Genomic DNA, 17,869 nt, shown 5'->3' with positions numbered 1-17,869 from the left:
ACATCCGCTCGCTCAACGCCATCACCCCACCCGACGCCGCCTTCGACGCCGCCTTCTCCTCCGAGAGCTGACCTCTCCCCGGGCGGTGGCCGTACGGCGGCCGCCGCCCACCGGCGCACGGCGGCGACGCCCTTCGCGGCAGGAGGTGAGGGGCGTCACCCTCCTGCTCTTCTCGTCACGCCTCCGGCGGGCGGTGCTGCAACTGGCGGCGCAGTTCGGCGATCTCCCGCTCCAGGTCGGCGACGTCCGGCGCGTTGGAGTCGGCCGGGTCCTGGCCCGGTGTGGCCTGCGGCCGCTGGTGCCCGTAGGGCGAGGGAGCGGGACGGACGTACTGCGTCGCGCCGTCGGGCCGCTGGGGGTCGTAGCCCCCGCCCGGCCGCTGCGCGTCGTAGTCGCGCGGGCGCGGGGCCTCGTAGCCTCCGGCCGTCCGCCCGGCCTGGTGGCCGTTGGCCGGCGGCAGGCTCTGCGGCTGCCCAGCCCTGGGGCAGCACCTGGCCGTTCACCGGCTGCCGGTCATAGCCGCGCCGACCTGTGCTGGGTAACCGCCGCCGCCGTTCACCCCGGGGTAGGGCCCGCCGTACGCGGGCGAGGGCGACTGGCCCTGCGGCGAGGAGGGGGTCTTCTTGCGCCTGCGCATGAGCACCAGCAGCAGGAGACCGCCGCCGACCACGATCAGCACGCCGGCGCCGATGGCGATCCACAGCCACATCGGCTGCGGGGTCTCGTCCTTGCCGGACGAGATCGCCTGCTGGGAGTCGGTGATGTACTTCGCGACGTACGGGTGGCCCGGGAACAGCGCCTGCACCTCGCGGAACTTCGGCAGCGCGTCCTTGTAGTGCCGCTGGAAGAAGTCGTCGAGCGCCTCGTTGTACTTCGTCGTCGTCAGCGACGCGGAGGGCTTGACGTTCTTCTCGTTGAGCTTCTCCTTGATGATCGAGACCGGGAGCACGAAGCTCTCGTTCTCCGACGCCTCGCCGTTCTCGCTCACGGTGCCGGCGATCAGCATGCCGACGACCTTGCCCGCACGGCTGAAGACCGGGCCGCCGGAGTTGCCGTGGTAGGAGGGCGCCTGCGTCTGGATGTACGGCACGCCTTCCTGGGTGCTGCGCTTGGCGTTGTACGGCCCCTCGGTGAGCGCGGGGTCGAGCTTGGACTCCAGGCTGAACCACGGCGTGTTGGTCACCAGGCCGGGGAAACCGCTGATGTAGAGCGTGTCGCCGGTCTGCACGTCGGCGTCGTCGCCGAGCGGCACGGTCGGCAGGTTCTGCTGGCCGTTGACCTTGAGCAGCGCGAAGTCCTTGCCCGGGTAGCTCTCGCCGACCGACACCAGCTCGGCCGGGACCTCCTTGGCCGTCTTGTCGACGCCGCCGCCGGGCAGGCTCTGCAGGACCGACAGGCTCTTCTGCAGACCGCGGATCTCCAGGTGGGTGCTGTTGAAGGTGACGTAGATCTGCTGGACGAGTTCGAGCATCTCCTTGTCGGCCTCGAAGTTCCGCAGCGCGTTGATCATCTCCTTCGCGTCCTGCTTGTTGAACTTCTCCAGCGCCTGCTGCGCGAAGGTCTGCGACAGCTCCTCGTTGCTCATCTCGACGCAGTGCGCGCCGGTGACCATGTAGCCGTCGGGGGTCACCCACCAGCCCGTGCACATGCCGCCGACCTGCGCCTTGACGGTGCGCTCCGGGCCGACGGGCTGGAGATAGCGGTCGACGTCGGCCGCCACGCGCTGGAAGAAGAACTTGGCGATGCTCCGCTCGTCGGAGGGGATCTTGCCGGCGAGCACGGCCTGGGTCGCCTCGTTGGTCAGCTGGTCCCACGCGGCCTGCTTGGCCTGGCTGCTCGGGACGACGACCTCGCCCGAGTACGTGATGCTGGTGAGCTGCACGGCGGGGTGGGTGCGCGCGGCCAGCCGGGTGCCGACGGGGACCTCGTCCCCGGTGTCCGCCGAAGCGGGCGCGGCCACGACGAGCAGGGCGAGGGCCGCCACCGCGGCCATCCCCCCCGGTCAGTCTGCCGAAGTATTTCCTGAGATTTCCATCCACGGCAGCAAGCGTGATGGAACGGTCTTGTTTCTTGCTTGGAGGTGGCTTGGGACCGGACGGTACCGCACTGCAAGTCCGCTTTCGCGCCGCTCAGGTGCGGTGAGGGGGCCGGAGACGACGCGCCCCCGCCGAGACGGGGGCCGCCGGACGATCCGCGGATCAGACGCCCATCGACTGGGTGTCGTTGGTCTCCGGGGTCTGCTGAGCCGACACCTCGGTCACCCCGTTCTTGAGGTGATAACGAGCGACGGCCTCCTGCAGCGTCTCGGCCTTGACCTCGCCGCGCCGCACGAGCTGGGTCAGCACCGCCAGCGTGATCGAGGCCGCGTCCACGTGGAAGTGGCGGCGCAGCGCCGAACGCGTGTCGGACAGGCCGAAGCCGTCGGTGCCGAGCGAGGTCCAGTCACCGGGCACCCACTGGGCGATCTGGTCCGGGACGGCGCGCATGTAGTCGCTGACGCCCACGAACGGCCCCGGCACACCCGAGAGCTTGGTCGTCACGTACGGCACGCGCTGCTCGGCGTCGGGGTTGAGCAGGTTGTGCTCCTCGACGGCCAGGGCGTCCCTACGCAGCTCGCTCCAGGAGGTGGCCGACCAGACCGAGGCCGACACGCCCCAGTCCTCCGCCAGCATCCGCTGCGCCTCCAGCGCCCACGGGCCGGCGACGCCGGACACCAGGATGTTCGCCTTCGGCCCGTCGCCCGTCGCCGGAGCGTAGAGGTAGAGGCCCTTGAGGATGCCGTCCACGTCCACGTTCTCCGGCTCGGCCGGCTGCGGGTAGGGCTCGTTGTAGACGGTCAGGTAGTAGAAGACGTCCTCGGGGTGCTCCCCGTACATCCTCCGCAGGCCGTCCTTGACGATGTGCGCGATCTCGAACGCCCACGCCGGGTCGTACGCGACGGCGGCGGGGTTGGTCGAGGCGATCAGCGGGGTGTGGCCGTCCTCGTGCTGCAGGCCCTCGCCGTTCAGCGTGGTGCGGCCGGCCGTGGCGCCGAGCAGGAAGCCGCGGCCCATCTGGTCGCCGAGCTGCCACATCTGGTCGGCGGTCCGCTGGAACCCGAACATCGAGTAGAAGATGTAGACCGGGATCATGTGCTCGCCGTGGGTGGCGTACGACGTGCCCGCCGCGATGACCGAGCCCATAGAGCCGGCCTCGCTGATGCCCTCGTGCAGGATCTGACCCTCGGTCGACTCCTTGTACGACAGCAGCAGCTCGCGGTCGACCGCCTCGTACGTCTGCCCGTGGGGCGAGTAGATCTTGGCGGTCGGGAACATCGCGTCCACACCGAACGTGCGGGCCTCGTCCGGGATGATCGGCACGAACCTGGCGCCGATCTCCTTGTCGCGCATGAGGTCCTTGAGCAGGCGGACGAACGCCATGGTGGTGGCGACGTTCTGCTTGCCGGAGCCCTTGCGCAGGCCCGAGTAGACGGGGTCGCCGGGGAGCTTGAGCGGCTTGGCGCGTACTACCCGCTTGGGCAGGTAGCCGCCGAGCGCCGCCCGGCGCTCCTTCATGTAGGCGATCTCGTCGTTGTCCTCGCCCGGGTGGAAGTACGGCGGGAGGTCGGCCTCGAGGTCCTTGTCCGGGATGGGCAGGTAGAGCCGGTCGCGGAACTCCTTGAGTTCGGCCTTGCTCATCTTCTTCATCTGGTGCGTGGCGTTGCGCGCCTCGAAGTCCTTGCCGAGCGTCCAGCCCTTGATCGTCTGGGCCAGGATGACGGTCGGCTGGCCGACGTGCTCGCGGGCCGCCTTGAACGCGGCGTACACCTTGCGGTAGTCGTGGCCGCCGCGCGACAGCTTGCGGATGTCGTCGTCCGACATGTGCTCGACCATCTTGCGCAGGCGTGGGTCGCCGCCGAAGAAGTGCTCGCGGATGTAGGCGCCCGACTCGACCGAGTAGGTCTGGAACTGTCCGTCGGGCGTGGTGTTCATCTGGTTGACCAGCACGCCGTCGACGTCGGCCGCCAGCAGCGGGTCCCAGTCACGGCCCCAGACGACCTTGATCACATTCCAGCCGGCGCCGCGGAAGTACGACTCCAGCTCCTGGATGATCTTTCCGTTGCCGCGTACCGGGCCGTCGAGCCGCTGCAGGTTGCAGTTGATGACGAAGGTGAGGTTGTCGAGCTCCTCGCGGGCCGCGACGCCGATCGCGCCGAGCGACTCGGGCTCGTCCATCTCGCCGTCGCCCAGGAAGCACCAGACGTGGCTGCGGCTGGTGTCCTTGATCTTGCGGCTGAGCAGGTAGCGGTTGAACCGCGCCTGGTAGATCGCGCCGATCGGGCCAAGGCCCATGGAGACCGTGGGGAACTCCCAGAAGTCCGGCATCAGCCGGGGGTGCGGGTAGGAGGGCAGGCCCTTGATCCCGTGGGACAGCTCCTGACGGAACGCGTCGAGCTGGGCCGCGTCGAGGCGGCCCTCCAGGAAGGCGCGGGCGTAGATGCCGGGGGCCGCGTGGCCCTGGATGAAGATCTGGTCGCCCGACTCCCCGTGGTCCTTGCCGCGGAAGAAGTGGTTGAAGCCCACCTCGTACAGCGAGGCCGCGGACGCGTAGGTGGCGATGTGGCCGCCGACGTTGGTCCGCGCGTTGGCACGGGTCACCATCACCGCCGCGTTCCAGCGGATGTAGGCCCGGATGCGGCGCTCGACGTATTCGTCCCCAGGGAACCAGGGCTCGCGCTCCGGGGGGATGGTGTTGATGTAGTCCGTGCTGCGCAGGCCGGGCACGCCGACCTGGTGTTCGCGGGCGCGCTCGAGCAGCCGGAGCATCAGGTAGCGGGCACGGGTGCGGCCCTCGGTCTTGATGACGTTGTCGAGCGATTCGAGCCATTCGTTGGTCTCGCTCGGATCGACATCAGGCAACTGGCTGGGTAGGCCGTCACTGATGATCGAAAAACGCTGGCGTCCGGAAGCCACTGGGTCTCGCCTTCCGAGAATGGACTTTGTCTCGTCGGATCTGTTACGTCTGTGTTGCCTGCTGCGATGCGGTCAGCGCTCGATCGCGGCGTTGCGGTCTTCTTCCATCCTGTCTCGTCCCACCGGAAAGCGCATCTCTACTTCCCGGTAACCGAACCGTCCGCGCTGGCTGCGGGGCAGGTCTTGGCCTAGACCACCGATGGTAGGACGATTTTTACCCACCATCCATTCCCGGTCGCCGCCGGGGGCGTCGCAAGGTCGCCGGCGTCACATCGTGCCTGGTCGGAACCTCCGTACCCGGCCTGACCACGCCCTATCCGAAAGGCCGGGCGAAGTGGCCGCGCCGCCGCGGTCGTGGCCGTCCCGTCGTCGTCTCCGGAACCGTCTGCCTCGCCTGTCTCCACGTCTGCGGTGCATTACCGAGGTCGCGCGGACGGGACTGGAGGCGGCATGTCGGCAGCGTAACGTTTTGGTATGAGTTGTCCCTCCCTCTGTGGAGAGGGGGGTTTCTCCTCTTTCCAGGTGGCGATAGCCGTACCAGGCTCAGGAGAGAGAGGGGGGATCGAGATGCACGCAGCGGTAGGGGACCGTCTGGTGGTGCACGGTGCGGTCGTGGGCGACCACGAGAAGCACGGTGTGATCGTCGAGGTCCGCGGTCCCGGGGGCGGCCCGCCGTTCCTGGTGCGGTACGAGGACGGGCACGAAGCGCTCGTCTTCCCCGGTCCGGACGCCGTCGTCCTCCCAGCTCAGCGCGAATCGTAATATCGCGGATGTGAAATCGACGGTGATCGAGGTGCGGACCGGCGCGCGCGAGCGCGTGCACGACATAACGAAGGAGTGCGCCGATTTCGCGCGCGAGTGCGGGGGAGACGGGCTGCTGCACGTCTTCGTCCCGCACGCGACGGCGGGCGTGGCGCTGCTGGAGCTCGGCTCGGGCAGCGACGAGGACCTGCTGGCCGCCCTGGGCGACCTGCTGCCGGCGGACGACCGGTGGCGGCATGCGCACGGCTCCCGTGGGCACGGGAGGTCGCATGTCATGCCCGCCTTCATTCCGCCGTACGCGACCGTTCCCGTCCTCGGGGGCAGGCTGGCGCTGGGGACCTGGCAGTCGGTCGCCCTGATCGACCTCAACGTCGACAACCCTGACAGGCGTGTTCGTTTGTCGTTTTTGACCGATTAAGAGATAACGGTGCGGGTCACCCGCCGTGGCGACCGTTGACGACGACGGGTCGCAGCGTGTGGACTGTGCCGAAGCATGGCTCTCAACGAGCCGGGACAACCGCAGAACTGGGCGGGGTCACCCCAAGCAGGAGGGATAAACGTGAGCGCGACCGCGGGTCAGGCGCAGGACGAGCGCGGCCTGGCCGAACGACTCGGCCTCAAAGCCGGTCAGGTGGTGCAGGAGGTCGGCTGGGACGAGGACTGCGACGAGGCGCTGCGCCAGTCCATCGAGGAGCTGACCGGCAACGAGTTGGTGGACGAGGACTACGACGACGTCGTCGACGTGGTGCTCCTCTGGTGGCGTGACGGCGACGGCGACCTCTTCGACGCGCTGAGCGACGCGATGACGGCGCTCGCCGACGGAGGCCAGATCTGGCTGCTGACCCCCAAGGCGGGTCGCGAGGGCCACGTGGAGCCCAGCGACATCGGTGAGGACGCGGCGACCGCCGGGCTGTCGCAGACGAGCAGCGTGAGCGCCGCCAGGGACTGGTCGGGCACGAGGCTCGTCGCCCCCAAGGCCCGCCGCTGAGTATTGCCCTGCCGTACGGCCCGGGGATGCCGTACGGCAGGATGATGGGCGGACACCTGGGGAGGGACTGCTCATGACGGTAGAGGTCGGGCAGCGGGCTCCGGACTTCGCGCTCAAGGACCAGCACGGCGTTCCCGTGCGCCTCTCCGACCTGCGGGGCAAGACGGTCATGCTCGTCTTCTATCCTCTGTCGTTCAGCCCCGTCTGCCACGGCGAGCTCGCGGCCATCCGCGACGAGCTCGCCGGCTCCCTGCCTCCGCACGTCCAGGTGCTGGCGGTGTCGGTCGACTCGATGTTCAGCCAGCGCGCCTGGGCCGACCAGGAAGGCTTCTCGTTTCCCCTGTTGTCGGATTTCTGGCCCCACGGTGCGGTCGCCCGGGCGTACGGTGTCCTCGATGAGGACAGGGGACTCGCGCTCCGGGGCACGTTCATCATCGACGGCGAAGGCGTCGTGCGCTGGAAGGTCGTCAACCCGATCGGTTCCGCACGCGATCTCGACGAGTACCGGAAGGCGCTCGCGGAACTCTGATCGTTTGATTGCCCGCCCCCGGGCACTGAACATATTCGACTCCGACTCCGACTCGCCCCATTGGAGGCCACGATGCCCTGCTACAGGTGCGGGGCCCGGCAGACCGACCCCGTCCGCGGCGCCAGTCCCTGGAAGCGCGCGGTGCGCCACGAGGCGCAGGTCCTCGTCTGCCCGGACTGCCAGCGTGTGCACGATCTCGATCTCGACACGTGCGCCTCGTGCGGCTCGATCGCGCTGATCTGCCGCCTGGGGGAGATCGAGTGCCGCTCCTGCGGCGAGGTGCGGCTCGCCCGCGCCGATGAGCCGCTCGTCACGGCCGGCACGCCGGCGTGCGCCCGCATGCCCGGCCTCGCCGCGGAGGTGGAGGCGGCCCTCGACCGCGTCCTGGGCCGCTCGTGACGCAGCCCGTGCCGTACGTGGTCGCACTCGACGTGGGCGGCACCTCGATGAAGGGCGGCCTCGTCACCCGGCGGGGCGAGGTCACCGTCCTCGCCGGGCGTCCCACGGGGCGTGAGAACGGCCCGGACGCGGTCGTGGAGGCCGTGCGCGCCTACGTCGGCGAGATCGCCGATCTCGGCCGGTCCCGGTACGGCGCCCCGCCCGCCGGGGTGGGCCTGGCCGTCCCGGGCATCGTCACCGCGACCACCGCCGTCTACTCGGCCAACATCGGCTGGCGCGACGTGCCCGCCGAGGCGTTCACGCCTCCGGGCGTCCCGGCGCGGCTCGGCCACGACGTCCGCACGGGCGGCCTGGCCGAGAGCGTCTTCGGCGCGGGCCGCGACGTCGCCGACTTCCTCTTCCTGCCCATCGGCACCGGCATCGCGGGAGCGGTGGTGCTCCGCGGCGAGCCGTACGGCGGCGCGCACGGCTGGGGCGGCGAGATCGGGCACGCGTCCGTCTGGCCTGCGGGGGAGAAGTGCGCCTGCGGGCAGATCGGCTGCCTGGAGACCTACGCCTCCGCCTCGGCCGTGGCCCGCCGCTTCACGGCGCGCTCCGGCCGTACGGCGACCGCGAAGGAGGTCGTCGAACTCGCGGTCGCGGGAGACCCGGTGGCCGCCGAGGTGTTCGGCGAGGCGATCGAGGCCCTGGCCATCGCGCTCGCGTCGTACGTGCTCGTGCTCGACCCGGCCCTGATCGTCATCGGCGGCGGCCTGGCGGAGGCCGGTGCGGCCCTGTTCGAGCCGCTGCGGGAACGGCTGGCCGGGCGGCTGGCCTTCCAGGAGCCCCCCACCCGTACGCCCGGCCGCCCTGGGCCCGCGGGCGGGCATGCTCGGCGCGGCCCTCCTCGGCTGGCAGGCGGCGGGAGACGACGACGCGGGCGCCGACTGGACGCTCGATGTGCTGAGAGGCGGGTCGGTGTCGTAAGGTGTAGTCCGGTCCGGGCGGTTAGCTCAGCGGTAGAGCACTCGCCTTACAAGCGAGGGGTCACTGGTTCGAACCCAGTACCGCCCACCTGCGAAAAGAGCCCCGTCTCCCATCAGGGAAAACGGGGCTCGTGCCATTAACGTGCCATTAGCGAACGCAATCGATCTTGTTCAGTGACCGCTCGCCTCGGTCGGTAGGACCTGTACGATCTTGCCGTTCATGACGTCGGCGATCTTGTGGTCTGCTTCCGCCGTGCGGTGCTGGTAGATCATCGCGGCGCGCACGCTGTCATGTCCCATGCGTGCCATCAGGTCGCGGAGGGAAGCGCCGGCACTGGCCGCGATCGTGTTCCCGGTGTGGCGGAGATCGTGAAAGTGGAGCCCGGGGACGCCGAGCTTGCGTGTCGTCTCGCTCCACTTGACTGCCCGCCGGAAGTTGCTGCGCCGCAGGATGCCGCCGTTCGCCCCGGTGAAGACGAGGGCAGTCGGTTCCGACTCGGTGAACTGGTCGAGGTGCTGACGCAGCGCCGGAATGATCGCCTCCGGGATCGCCACCGTACGCAGACCGGCACGAGACTTGGGCGGCCCGACGAGGAGTTCGCCCGAGTCCAACTCGACGTGCTGTTGCCGAACGCTGACGGTCCCGGCGTTCAGGTCCAGGTCCATCCGCCGCAGTGCCGCGACCTCGCCCCACCGCAGGCTCGCGAAGGTGGCGAGCAGGATCAACGCGCGCAGCCGTACCGGCACCAAATCGGCGAGCTGGAAGACCTGGGCCACAGTGAGGACCGGCCGTTCTTCCGACTTCTCCTCGCCGGCACCGCGAATGCGGCAGGGGTTGCGCGGGATGAGCTGGTCGTCCGTCGCGGTCATGAGCACGGCCCGCAGGAACCGGTACGCCTTTGCGATCTCCGTTGCCCCGACGCCGCTGCTCGCCAGAGTTGCCCGCCATTCGCGGACCATCTCCGTATTGATCTTTCCGAGGGCGACATTGCCGAAATACGGAGCGACGTGCCGCCGGAGAAGCCCGCTGTAGATCTCGACCGTCCGGGGTCGCAGCTCCGTCCGCTCACTGATCCACTTGGCCGCGTAGTCGCCGAGCTTGACTTTAGATCGCTGAGGGTCCGTCCAGTCCCCGGTGACCATCTTCGCTTCGAGCAGGGACAACGCCCGTTCGGCATCGCGCTCCCGCTCGTATGTCGTCTCTCCGCTGCGCAGCTTCCCGTCCGGCCCCGGATAGCGGATCTGGAAGCGTCCGGACGGCAGCTTGCGGATGCTCCCGAAGCGGCGGTGGCCTGCCTTATTCGCCATCAGGCCGCCCTCGCTTCGGTTGCCGAAAGATTCGGCCCGTCCCCGAGTGCCTGGAGCTGGTTCATGTGGTTGCGCAGCGCTGGCGCTCGTGGACCGAGCGGAGCAGTCGGACACCGATCGGGGCCAGGTCGGGATCACCGGGCTTGACCGGTCGCCAGATGTAGCGGTGGGGGTCGACCGGTTCGTCTGGCAGGCCGAGGGCTTCCAGGACCCAGGTGCGGCGGTCCTGCTTGTGCTCGGTCAGGGTCTTGTTCGACCACTTCCGCGAGACGAGCACGCGGCGGCCCGCGTAGCCGAGGTGGTCGGGCTTGTGCGCCTTGCCCTTGCACCGGCCCGGAGCCATGCCGGGCTTGGCGCCCTTGGGCTGCACGCCGTATCGGAGCCAGTTCGGGCAGGTCGGCGAGCACGGCTCGAACCGCAGGGCGTCGAGCAGCCGTTCGGCGTGGGCCTTCCGGCGCGGGTCATCGGTGCCGAGGGCGTCGCCGAGGGACTTGGTGAGGTACTTGGACAGGTACTGGATGAGCTGGTCGGCGTCCGGGGTTCCGGCGAGGACGCTTTGTATGTCGAGCTGGTCGCCGAAGCGGAGCACGTGCAGGGGTTCCGCCTCGTCGTCCTGGTCGAGCCGGTCGAGGGCCTGTTCCCAGGTCGGCAGGACTTCCCCGGTGTCGGGGTCGAGGTAGCCGGCCCCGTCCTCCCAGACCGGCAGGTGGTCACCCTCGAATCGGACAGTGTCCGTCGAGGGCCACCACACTTGGTGATACGTGGCCGCGATGATCTGCCGCAGCTCCGCACGCGGGAGCGTGCCGCGGATCGCCATGTGCAGATGCGGCGCGAGGCGCTTCTGAGGCTCGACCGTCGCGAAGTACTGCACGTCGTATCCCGCCACGCGGCGGAGGTTCTGTACGAAGCGGTCGACGAGCTTGGAGAAGTGCAGGGCGTCGCGGGCCGCCCGCGCGTAGTCGTAGGTATCCGGGTCGAGGGGCGCACCCTCCAACACCCGGCCGTAGGAGGGCAGGGTGAGGGTGATGAACATCGAGGGCCGGTAGGTCTTGCCGTCCGAGCCGGTGAAGGTCCGCCCGAGCGTGGTCTTGGTCATCTGCCGCTTGGGCAGGTCCGGGGCGTCCTGCCGCCGCTTCGTGGACCGCGTGCGCTTGCCGGAGGTCCGGCCGAGGACATTGCCGCGCATCCCAGCGCGGTTGATCTCCTCGTCCAGGTCCTCGATGGCGGCGTCCAGGTCGGTGGTGTCGCCGCCGGCCTTTTCGACCTCGTCCCGCCATGCCTGGGCATCGGCCCGCAGCTCGACAAGGTGACGCTGATAGTCGTCGGCGTTGTCCGGGAGGTTCACGGGCTCGTGATCGAGGTGCCAGCCCTCCCGGCACTGCGCCCGCCGGAGCTGCCGGTTACGCTTGGCGCACGGCGGGCACTTGCTCTCCAGCGTCGCCCCGCACGGCACGTCAATCACTTCGGTCTGGCCGGTGAGGATGTCCTGCCGCCGCAGCGGGACCGGGCGGATACAGACGCCGTACTGCTTGGCGATCTCTTCCACCACCTCACGGGCCAGCGGTTGAGCCATCCGGACGGCGCGAGGGGTGGAGCGGTCGTGCGGGTTGGTCACCAGTCACCCCCGCACCCGTCGAGGGCGTCGACCAGGTCGAGGCCATCAACGATGACCATGGCTTTCTCGCCGCACTCGTGGCACTCGACGATCCCGCGCACCGGGTCGAGCCAGAGCACATCGAGCGCACCGCAGCATGAGCAGTGCAGGCCGTCGAGGATGTGAGCCAGGCGCATCATCGGCTCACCCCCGCGAACTCGGCGACCATCGCCCGGATGTCGGCGTCGGAGACGTACGCGGCCCGGACCCGCACCGGATCGGGCGAAGTCTCCAGCCGGACGTAGCCGACGCCCGCGCCCAACTCCGGGACCGGTGAGATGTGATCGGCCAATGCGCCCCGGTCGCGTGCCCCGTCGCCGAGGACCATGTCCACCTGTTCGGACTCGTCCAGCCGGAGGGCGATCTTGTCGGGGAACAGGTTGCGGATGTTCATGACCTCCTTGCGCGGGTCCTGGAGCGCGGCCATGACCCCGACGCCGACCGCGCGACCCTGCGTGGTCAGGGTGGCCAGGGCCGCCGTGATGCGCTGACGGAGGTGCTTGTCGGGCTGGTAGGCGGTCAGGAACGCGACCTCATCGACGAGCACCAGGACGAACGGGTCAGCAGGCGTAGGAGTGTGGGAGCGCTGGAGGCCGGCGAACCGGTCGGCCCGCTCCTGCATCACCGAGACCGCCTCATCGAGCAGGTCGGCGCACTCCTTCGGATCGGCCGCGTACCGGGAGCCGAACAGGGCGCGGCCGAAGGACAGTTCCATCCGCTTGGGGTCGAGCGCCCAGACCTGCACCAGTCCGGCCCGCATCGCGGGGAGCAGACCGCGGATTGTCGACCACAGGTAGGAGCCTTTGCCCGCGCCCGTGGCCCCGGCGATCAGAACGTGGGTGCCGTGAACCTTGAGCAGGAGCGGACGGCCGTCTTCCTGCCTACCGATCTCGACCGGCCCCACCGAGGCGACCTCAGGGACAGGGACGGCGGGCAGGGGTTCGGCGAGGGGGTCGCGCCGGGGGAAGGTAAGCACGAGCCGCCCGGCCCGAGCGACGGCGACCCGGCAGGAGGGGGCGCCGAAGCCGTGGGCCAGGTGCTCGATGCGGTCGGCCCAGTCGGTGACGGCTTGGCCGTTGAGCATCTTCACGCTGACGCGGTCGGCCCAGCCGTCGCACTCCACCCGCACGAGGCGGGGTAGGTAGTCGCGTCCCCGGATGTGCCGTCCGAGGCCGGAGACGACCATGACCGGTTGCCAGTGCCGCCGGTAGACGGCGACCAGCCGCCACCAGGCCAGCAGCGGCCAGCCGACCAGACGCAGGAACGAGGCCCGATCCAGCAGCGCCCACGACAATCCGGCCGAGGGCAGGAATCCGGCCATCACCAGGGCCAGGCGCCAGCCGTACAGGGTCCAGATCACTCCGAAGGCGACCGGCACGGCCACCGCGACCGGATGCCGAACCACGAGACGGACCAGGCCCGCGACCAGGCGCGACAGCCAGATCACGATCGTGACGATGGCGGGAGTTCGGACGACGGCCGGGCGGAAGACCACGGCCGTGTCCGGGGTGGTGGAGACGAGGTTACGCGCCTCGTCGCCAGGCAGTTTTCGGAACATTAGACTTCGTAACCTCTCGTGATTTCGCAGTCAGGGAGAGTTGAGGGGCCGCCGGAAGTTGCCGCTTCCTGCGGCCCCGCTTGAATTTCAGGCCGCCGAGTCGGTGGCCTCGGTGTGATCGGCGTGCAGGCGTTCGCAGTCGGCCAGGTACCGCGCGGCGGCGTTGAAGATCGCCCGCGCGATGTCCAGGTCCTCGGCGGTGACCGGCCCGGCCCCGGTGGTCGAGACCGTCACGTCCGCCTCGTCGGACTCCAGGACCAGGTACGGCCGCCCGGACTCCAGCACCCGAGCCCGCGCCCGAGTGATCGAGGCGTAGAACGAGATCCCGATCCGGGGCCGCTCGCCGGGGTCGATCGACATCGACAGGTGCGTATACGGCCGCCCGGTCACGCCGCCGCCTCCTTGCCGTTGCCGGCCGCCTTGGCGTGAGCGCGAGGAGCGCGCATCTCCCGTGCCCGGATGGAGTAGGCGAGCCGTCCGGACCCGTTGACGTACGGGGTCACGGTCAGCCCGTCGAACTCGACCGGCGTGAAGGGCAGGCCCGCAACCGGGGCCGGGGGGACCGGCTGAACCGGAGCGAGGATCTTGACGGCGACGGTCTTCTGTGCCGCCTTCAGTGACGGGTCGGCGTCCATGACGGGGATCTGCCAAACGAGTTCGCCCGTCTGCTTGTCCCGCGCCTGGACGAACCGGCCGTTGTTCGACGCCTCGAAGTCCTTGACCGGCTCGACCTCACCCACCGCATAGCAGCCGTACGGGAAGATCTGGCCGAAGCTGATCGGAATGGGTCCCTGCAGAGCCATGTGGCACCACCTCCTCATCTTGTCCTGTCGGTCAGCTTGACTGACCAAGCTACTGCTCCATGAAAAGCGAAACCCGCTTGGCTAGTCAAGTACACCAAGCGGGTGCGCGGAGGAAAGTTGGATTACCGGATGGGGTAGGCGTCTTCGAGCTCGTGACGGTCGCCGGGGAGGACCGTCTCCACCACGATCCAGGGCTTACCGGTGGCGTCGCAGGCGACGGCATAGACGGCCAGCAGCGCGGCCGAGGCCTTGACGCCGAGGAGTTCTCGCTCCTCCGGTGTGGGGTTGCGGGCGGTCACGTGCTCGACGATGTGATCCAGCTCGACACCGGCCGCGGCTTCCACGTAGCGCCGTACGCCCTGCTTGAGATCAGCGGAGTCCGTCAGCGCCGTCCCTTCGGCCACGTCGGCGGGGACCCAGGTCGAGGAGACCTCGGACGCTTCGTCGTCGCGGGTGACGAGGGTCTTGCGGAGCACCACCGACGACTTCGGTGTGATGCCGAGGTAGGAGGCGATGCGGTTGGGTGCCTCGGCCGGCCCCGCTGCGAGGAGTCGGCTGGAGACCTGGACCTCTTTGCGGTCGAGCAGTTCACGCCCGGTGCGTACCTGCTGAGTGGATGCGATGGCCGGACGTCCCCTGACGAACCGGCCCTTGCCTTGATGGGTGACGATCCATCCGTGATCGCGCAGCACGCCCAGAGCCTTGACGACGGTCGGTCGTGCCATGCCGAACTCGGCCATGAGCTGATGTTCGCTCGGTAGGGGAGAGCCGGGCGGATACTCGCCGGACTCGATGCGCCGTTCCAGTTCGGCGATCAGTTGCGCGTATTTGGGAGGGGTGTATTCAAATGACATCAGAGCCCCACATTCAACATGCCTGTCTAGCCAAGCAGGCTAGCAGTGCATGCGATGCTTGCGAAGGGCTTCCGCCGACATGAACTTCTACCCCTTGAGCGCGACGGCGCAGGACACCCGCGCCTTGATGGAGTCGACCACGCCGCCGCGCCCGTCTATCGGACCTGACCGGTCAGCAACGCCGACCAGGTCTCCCAGCCCTGCCCCACTCGCCAGCGGTGGGTCTCGCTGATCTCAGGGGCGTCCTCGTTTTGCACCGTGCGTCGGATGAAGGCGACACCGCCCGACTGGCACAGTTCGTAGAACCGGGCCTGACAGTCGCAGGTCCAGGCCAGGACCCGGACGCGCCGCGCGGGCGTCGGCTCCCACCACTCCAGTTTCCGGAAGTTCCCCCGACGGATGGAGACGTGTGCGCTGTGCAGGCGATCAGGCTCGTCGAGGTCGTTCACGAGCCCTCGCTCGCGAGGTACGGCGGGCACGGGTGGACACGACGGAGTTGCCCGTACCTATGCGCCACCCGGCGCGCGGCGGTGACGACGTCGGAGGCCGGGGCGAAGGCGTAGACGGGCCGCCCGCTGGTCGAGGTACGGCCCGAGCGCCAGCGGAACCAGTGACCATCGGTCCACACGACCAGCTCGACCCACACCGACACCAGCGCCAGCCCGTACCCCTCGTGCACGTCGGCCGCCACGCCGTACTGCTCCAACTCCACACGCAGCCGCTCCGCAGTGTGGGCAGCGGTGACCAACGGGGGCCGCCGACCGTACACAAGCTGATCAGCGCTCATCACGCCGCCGCCGGCACGCCGGTACCCGCGCAGTCGAAGCACTCGACCGCCACCAACTCCACGGCCACACCGTCAAGCCGAAGCCGGGCATCGGCCGAAGACTTCCGAACGAACCGCCAGCCCTTCCCCCGGCAGGCTCCGCATCTGTCCATCTCCGTAACCATGGGATCAAGGGTCGGAATTCTCGTTCTCCCAGCCCATCCCCGCGTGGCATCCCTTGACGGGATAGGTCGCGACCGCGTAGCAGTGGAAGGCACTTTCCGTTGCCCGCCCGGTGCGAAGGGAAAGCCCGCGCATGCCGCCACGCATGGCCGAGCCGTACGAGGTCCCCGCCTCGCTATGGCACCGCCCCGACATGCTCGCCGCGCTCAAGACTCGCGACATCGGCGCAGTCTTCCGCCTCGTCCGCCAGTACGGCGGCTTGAGCCAGACCGCCATCGGCAGCCTGACCGGCTACAGCCAGGGCAAGGTCAGCGCCATCATGAGCGGAAGCCAGCAGGTCACCGCCCTGGAGGTGTTCGAGCGCATCGCCGACGGCCTGCACATGCCTGACCAGGCCCGCATGGCTCTCGGCCTCGCTCCTCGCGACCTGGCCGCCGCAGCCATCCCACGGCAGGATGCCCGCCCAGCAGGTCCTCCGCCTACCGTTGATCTCGTCCGACACGGAGAGGACGAGACCGAAGTGCGACGTCGTGACTTCGTCGGCCTCGCGGGGGCCGCCCTGTTCAGTGCCGTAGTAGCCCAGCCCCTTACCCGCGACGAGGAAGCCGCAGGCGCCGACGATCTCGCCGCAGCCCTCACCGAATACCCGGTCGCCGGCCGCCAGCTCCCGGAGCTGTCGCAACTTGCCGCCGCTGTCGCCAGGGCGAAGCGGACCTACCAGGCGTGCCGATACTCCGAGGTCGCGGCGCTGCTTCCCGCACTGATCCGCTCTCTGCGCCTCGCGTGTGCCTCGCTCGACGGGGACGCCCGGCTCAAGGCGCACGCCCTGTCCGCCGAGGCGCACCACGTAGCCGCCTCCATCCTGCTCAAGCAAGAAGACAAGGGCCTCGCCTGGCTCGCCGCCGACCGCAGCGTCCACGCCGCCCAGGCCAGCGAGAGTCCGCTGATGATGGGCTCAAGCGCACGGATCATCACGCACGCCCTGATGGACGGGGGCCACCACCGGGCAGCGACCGGCATGGCGAGTAGCGCCGCTCAACGCCTGAACGCCGCCCTGTCCCAGCCGTCTCCGAACGACCTGTCGGTGTACGGGACGCTTCTGTTGCGTGGAGCCGTCGCCGCCGCTCAGCACAGCAACCGGCACACCGCCGCCGAACTCCTGGACGAGGCCGAGGCCGCAGGCCGGCGACTCGGCTACGACGGCAACCACATGTGGACCGCGTTCGGTCCGAACAACGTGCTGTGCCACCGCGTGAACATCGCCCTGTCCCTTGGCGATGCTGGAACCGCGATCGAGAACGCCCGCAGGATCGACATCAACGCCCTGCCCATCAACGAGCGCAAGGCGACCGTCCTTCTGGACACTTCCCGCGCATTCCTCGCCTGGGGCAAGCACGACCGCGCCCTCTACATCCTGCGCGCGGCCGGAGACATCGCCCCCGAGGAAATCACCAGTCGCCCCGCCACTCATAGGCTGGTCCGCGACATCCTCGCCACCGCGCCCATCAGCATCCGACGCGAAGCGCGGGAGTACGCCGAATCCTTGGGAGTCACCGCGTGACCGACACCGGCAAGGTCCTGTACGTCATCGTCTGCGCCGCAGGACCCGCCGGCGACGTCGGCAAACTCGTCACCATGGCTCAAGACGACGGGTGGACCGTGCAGATTGTCGCCACCCCGAACGCACTCGACTTCATCGACGTCCCCGCGCTGGAGAAGCAGACCGGCCGGCCCGTTCGCAGTCAGTACCGCAAGCCAGGCGACCCCAAGCCGCCACGGGCGGACGCCATCATCGTCGCTCCCGCGACCTACAACACCATTAACAAGTTCGCCCAAGGCATCGCGGATACCTACGCCCTCGGCCTCCTCGCCGAAGCCCCCAACCTCGGTATCCCTCTTGTCATCCTGCCTTTCGTCAACAGCGCCCTCTCTGAAAGAACCCCCTTTCTTCGTAGCGTCGAGCAGCTACGGGCAGAGGGCGTACGCGTTGTCTTCGGTCCAGGTGAATTCGAACCTCATGCACCTAATTCAGGTGCCGACCGTATATCACAGTACCCTTGGCGCCGTGCATTGATGGAGTTGAATTGGGGTTGATCTATCGTTAAGCGGCTGTCGCCCGTTTTTCCTTCCGGTCTCGCTAGGAGTCCT

Annotated in this window: 18 protein-coding genes, 1 tRNA gene and 1 pseudogene; 9 read left to right on the top strand and 11 right to left on the bottom strand. The window is 69.0% G+C overall.

Features of this window, described 5'->3' with window-relative positions:
* Nucleotides 1-499: 499 nt before the first annotated feature.
* Both B1L11_RS06365 and aceE read right to left on the bottom strand, forming a co-directional pair.
* Nucleotides 500-1,984, bottom strand: coding sequence for a serine protease (locus B1L11_RS06365; RefSeq protein ID WP_179155002.1), 1,485 nt, complete (start codon nucleotides 1,982-1,984; stop codon nucleotides 500-502).
* A gap of 214 nt (nucleotides 1,985-2,198) precedes the next feature.
* Nucleotides 2,199-4,952 (bottom strand): pyruvate dehydrogenase (acetyl-transferring), homodimeric type, encoded by a 2,754-nt coding sequence (gene aceE / locus B1L11_RS06360; protein ID WP_079313604.1) that lies wholly within the window; start codon nucleotides 4,950-4,952, stop codon nucleotides 2,199-2,201.
* A 567-nt stretch (nucleotides 4,953-5,519) separates the two neighbouring features.
* Here aceE and B1L11_RS06355 point away from each other — a divergent pair.
* The 7 genes and pseudogenes from B1L11_RS06355 to B1L11_RS06325 all read left to right on the top strand — a co-directional run bounded on the left by B1L11_RS06355 (nucleotide 5,520) and on the right by B1L11_RS06325 (nucleotide 8,683).
* Entirely contained in the window at nucleotides 5,520-5,714 is a 195-nt protein-coding gene (locus B1L11_RS06355; protein WP_079313603.1) for a DUF1918 domain-containing protein, read from the top strand.
* A gap of 10 nt (nucleotides 5,715-5,724) precedes the next feature.
* Nucleotides 5,725-6,132, top strand: a complete 408-nt coding sequence (locus B1L11_RS06350; RefSeq protein ID WP_079313602.1) for a YjbQ family protein — start codon at nucleotides 5,725-5,727, stop codon at nucleotides 6,130-6,132.
* A gap of 141 nt (nucleotides 6,133-6,273) precedes the next feature.
* Entirely contained in the window at nucleotides 6,274-6,702 is a 429-nt protein-coding gene (locus tag B1L11_RS06345) for a DUF3052 domain-containing protein (protein ID WP_142618032.1), read from the top strand.
* Nucleotides 6,703-6,775: 73 nt separating this feature from the next.
* Complete coding sequence (locus B1L11_RS06340; RefSeq protein ID WP_079313600.1) at nucleotides 6,776-7,231, top strand: peroxiredoxin; 456 nt, start codon at nucleotides 6,776-6,778, stop codon at nucleotides 7,229-7,231.
* 446 nt (nucleotides 7,232-7,677) lie between these two features.
* Nucleotides 7,678-8,385 (top strand): annotated as a pseudogene (locus tag B1L11_RS06330) (ROK family protein); the annotation flags it as partial.
* A gap of 10 nt (nucleotides 8,386-8,395) precedes the next feature.
* Nucleotides 8,396-8,596 carry a hypothetical protein gene (locus B1L11_RS49905; protein ID WP_256862277.1) on the top strand — a complete coding sequence of 67 codons (201 nt, stop codon included), beginning with the start codon at nucleotides 8,396-8,398 and terminating at the stop codon, nucleotides 8,594-8,596.
* Between the two features lie 15 nt (nucleotides 8,597-8,611).
* Nucleotides 8,612-8,683, top strand: a tRNA-Val gene (locus tag B1L11_RS06325).
* 83 nt (nucleotides 8,684-8,766) lie between these two features.
* On the opposite strand, the gene B1L11_RS06320 is transcribed toward B1L11_RS06325, so the two are convergent.
* From B1L11_RS06320 to B1L11_RS06280, 9 genes are all read right to left on the bottom strand, one after another.
* Nucleotides 8,767-9,903 carry a site-specific integrase gene (locus B1L11_RS06320; protein ID WP_079313598.1) on the bottom strand — a complete coding sequence of 379 codons (1,137 nt, stop codon included), beginning with the start codon at nucleotides 9,901-9,903 and terminating at the stop codon, nucleotides 8,767-8,769.
* Nucleotides 9,904-9,964: 61 nt separating this feature from the next.
* A complete protein-coding gene (locus B1L11_RS06315) occupies nucleotides 9,965-11,518 on the bottom strand; it encodes a replication initiator (protein WP_306291604.1) in 1,554 nt (517 codons plus the stop codon).
* Complete coding sequence (locus B1L11_RS06310; protein WP_143737036.1) at nucleotides 11,515-11,697, bottom strand: hypothetical protein; 183 nt, start codon at nucleotides 11,695-11,697, stop codon at nucleotides 11,515-11,517. Before B1L11_RS06310 ends, B1L11_RS06315 begins: the two co-directional genes overlap by 4 nt.
* Nucleotides 11,694-13,115, bottom strand: coding sequence for an FtsK/SpoIIIE domain-containing protein (locus tag B1L11_RS06305; protein WP_079313596.1), 1,422 nt, complete (start codon nucleotides 13,113-13,115; stop codon nucleotides 11,694-11,696). Before B1L11_RS06305 ends, B1L11_RS06310 begins: the two co-directional genes overlap by 4 nt.
* 87 nt (nucleotides 13,116-13,202) lie before the next feature.
* A complete protein-coding gene (locus tag B1L11_RS06300; protein WP_079313595.1) occupies nucleotides 13,203-13,505 on the bottom strand; it encodes a hypothetical protein in 303 nt (100 codons plus the stop codon).
* Nucleotides 13,502-13,918: a plasmid replication, integration and excision activator gene (locus tag B1L11_RS06295; RefSeq protein ID WP_079313594.1), complete on the bottom strand. Its 417-nt coding sequence runs from the start codon at nucleotides 13,916-13,918 to the stop codon at nucleotides 13,502-13,504. Before B1L11_RS06295 ends, B1L11_RS06300 begins: the two co-directional genes overlap by 4 nt.
* Nucleotides 13,919-14,040: 122 nt before the next feature.
* On the bottom strand, nucleotides 14,041-14,772 hold the full coding sequence (locus B1L11_RS06290) for a GntR family transcriptional regulator (protein WP_079313593.1): 732 nt from the start codon (nucleotides 14,770-14,772) through the stop codon (nucleotides 14,041-14,043).
* Nucleotides 14,773-14,927: 155 nt separating this feature from the next.
* Nucleotides 14,928-15,221, bottom strand: a complete 294-nt coding sequence (locus B1L11_RS06285; protein WP_079313592.1) for a hypothetical protein — start codon at nucleotides 15,219-15,221, stop codon at nucleotides 14,928-14,930.
* Entirely contained in the window at nucleotides 15,218-15,484 is a 267-nt protein-coding gene (locus tag B1L11_RS06280; RefSeq protein WP_143737034.1) for a hypothetical protein, read from the bottom strand. Before B1L11_RS06280 ends, B1L11_RS06285 begins: the two co-directional genes overlap by 4 nt.
* A 430-nt stretch (nucleotides 15,485-15,914) precedes the next feature.
* Here B1L11_RS06280 and B1L11_RS06275 point away from each other — a divergent pair, with 430 nt between their 5' ends.
* Together B1L11_RS06275 and B1L11_RS06270 are read left to right on the top strand one after the other, a co-directional pair.
* Entirely contained in the window at nucleotides 15,915-17,282 is a 1,368-nt protein-coding gene (locus B1L11_RS06275; protein WP_256862276.1) for a helix-turn-helix transcriptional regulator, read from the top strand.
* Nucleotides 17,279-17,815: a flavoprotein gene (locus B1L11_RS06270; protein WP_079313589.1), complete on the top strand. Its 537-nt coding sequence runs from the start codon at nucleotides 17,279-17,281 to the stop codon at nucleotides 17,813-17,815. The genes B1L11_RS06275 and B1L11_RS06270 overlap by 4 nt, the downstream gene beginning before the upstream one ends.
* Nucleotides 17,816-17,869 lie beyond the last annotated feature (54 nt).

Origin of the sequence: Microbispora sp. GKU 823 (genome assembly GCF_002027145.1) — a bacterium.
GTDB classification, from domain to species: domain Bacteria; phylum Actinomycetota; class Actinomycetes; order Streptosporangiales; family Streptosporangiaceae; genus Microbispora; species Microbispora siamensis.
Note: the sequence above shows the minus strand (reverse complement) of the source record. Positions and strands in the feature narration are given on the sequence as shown.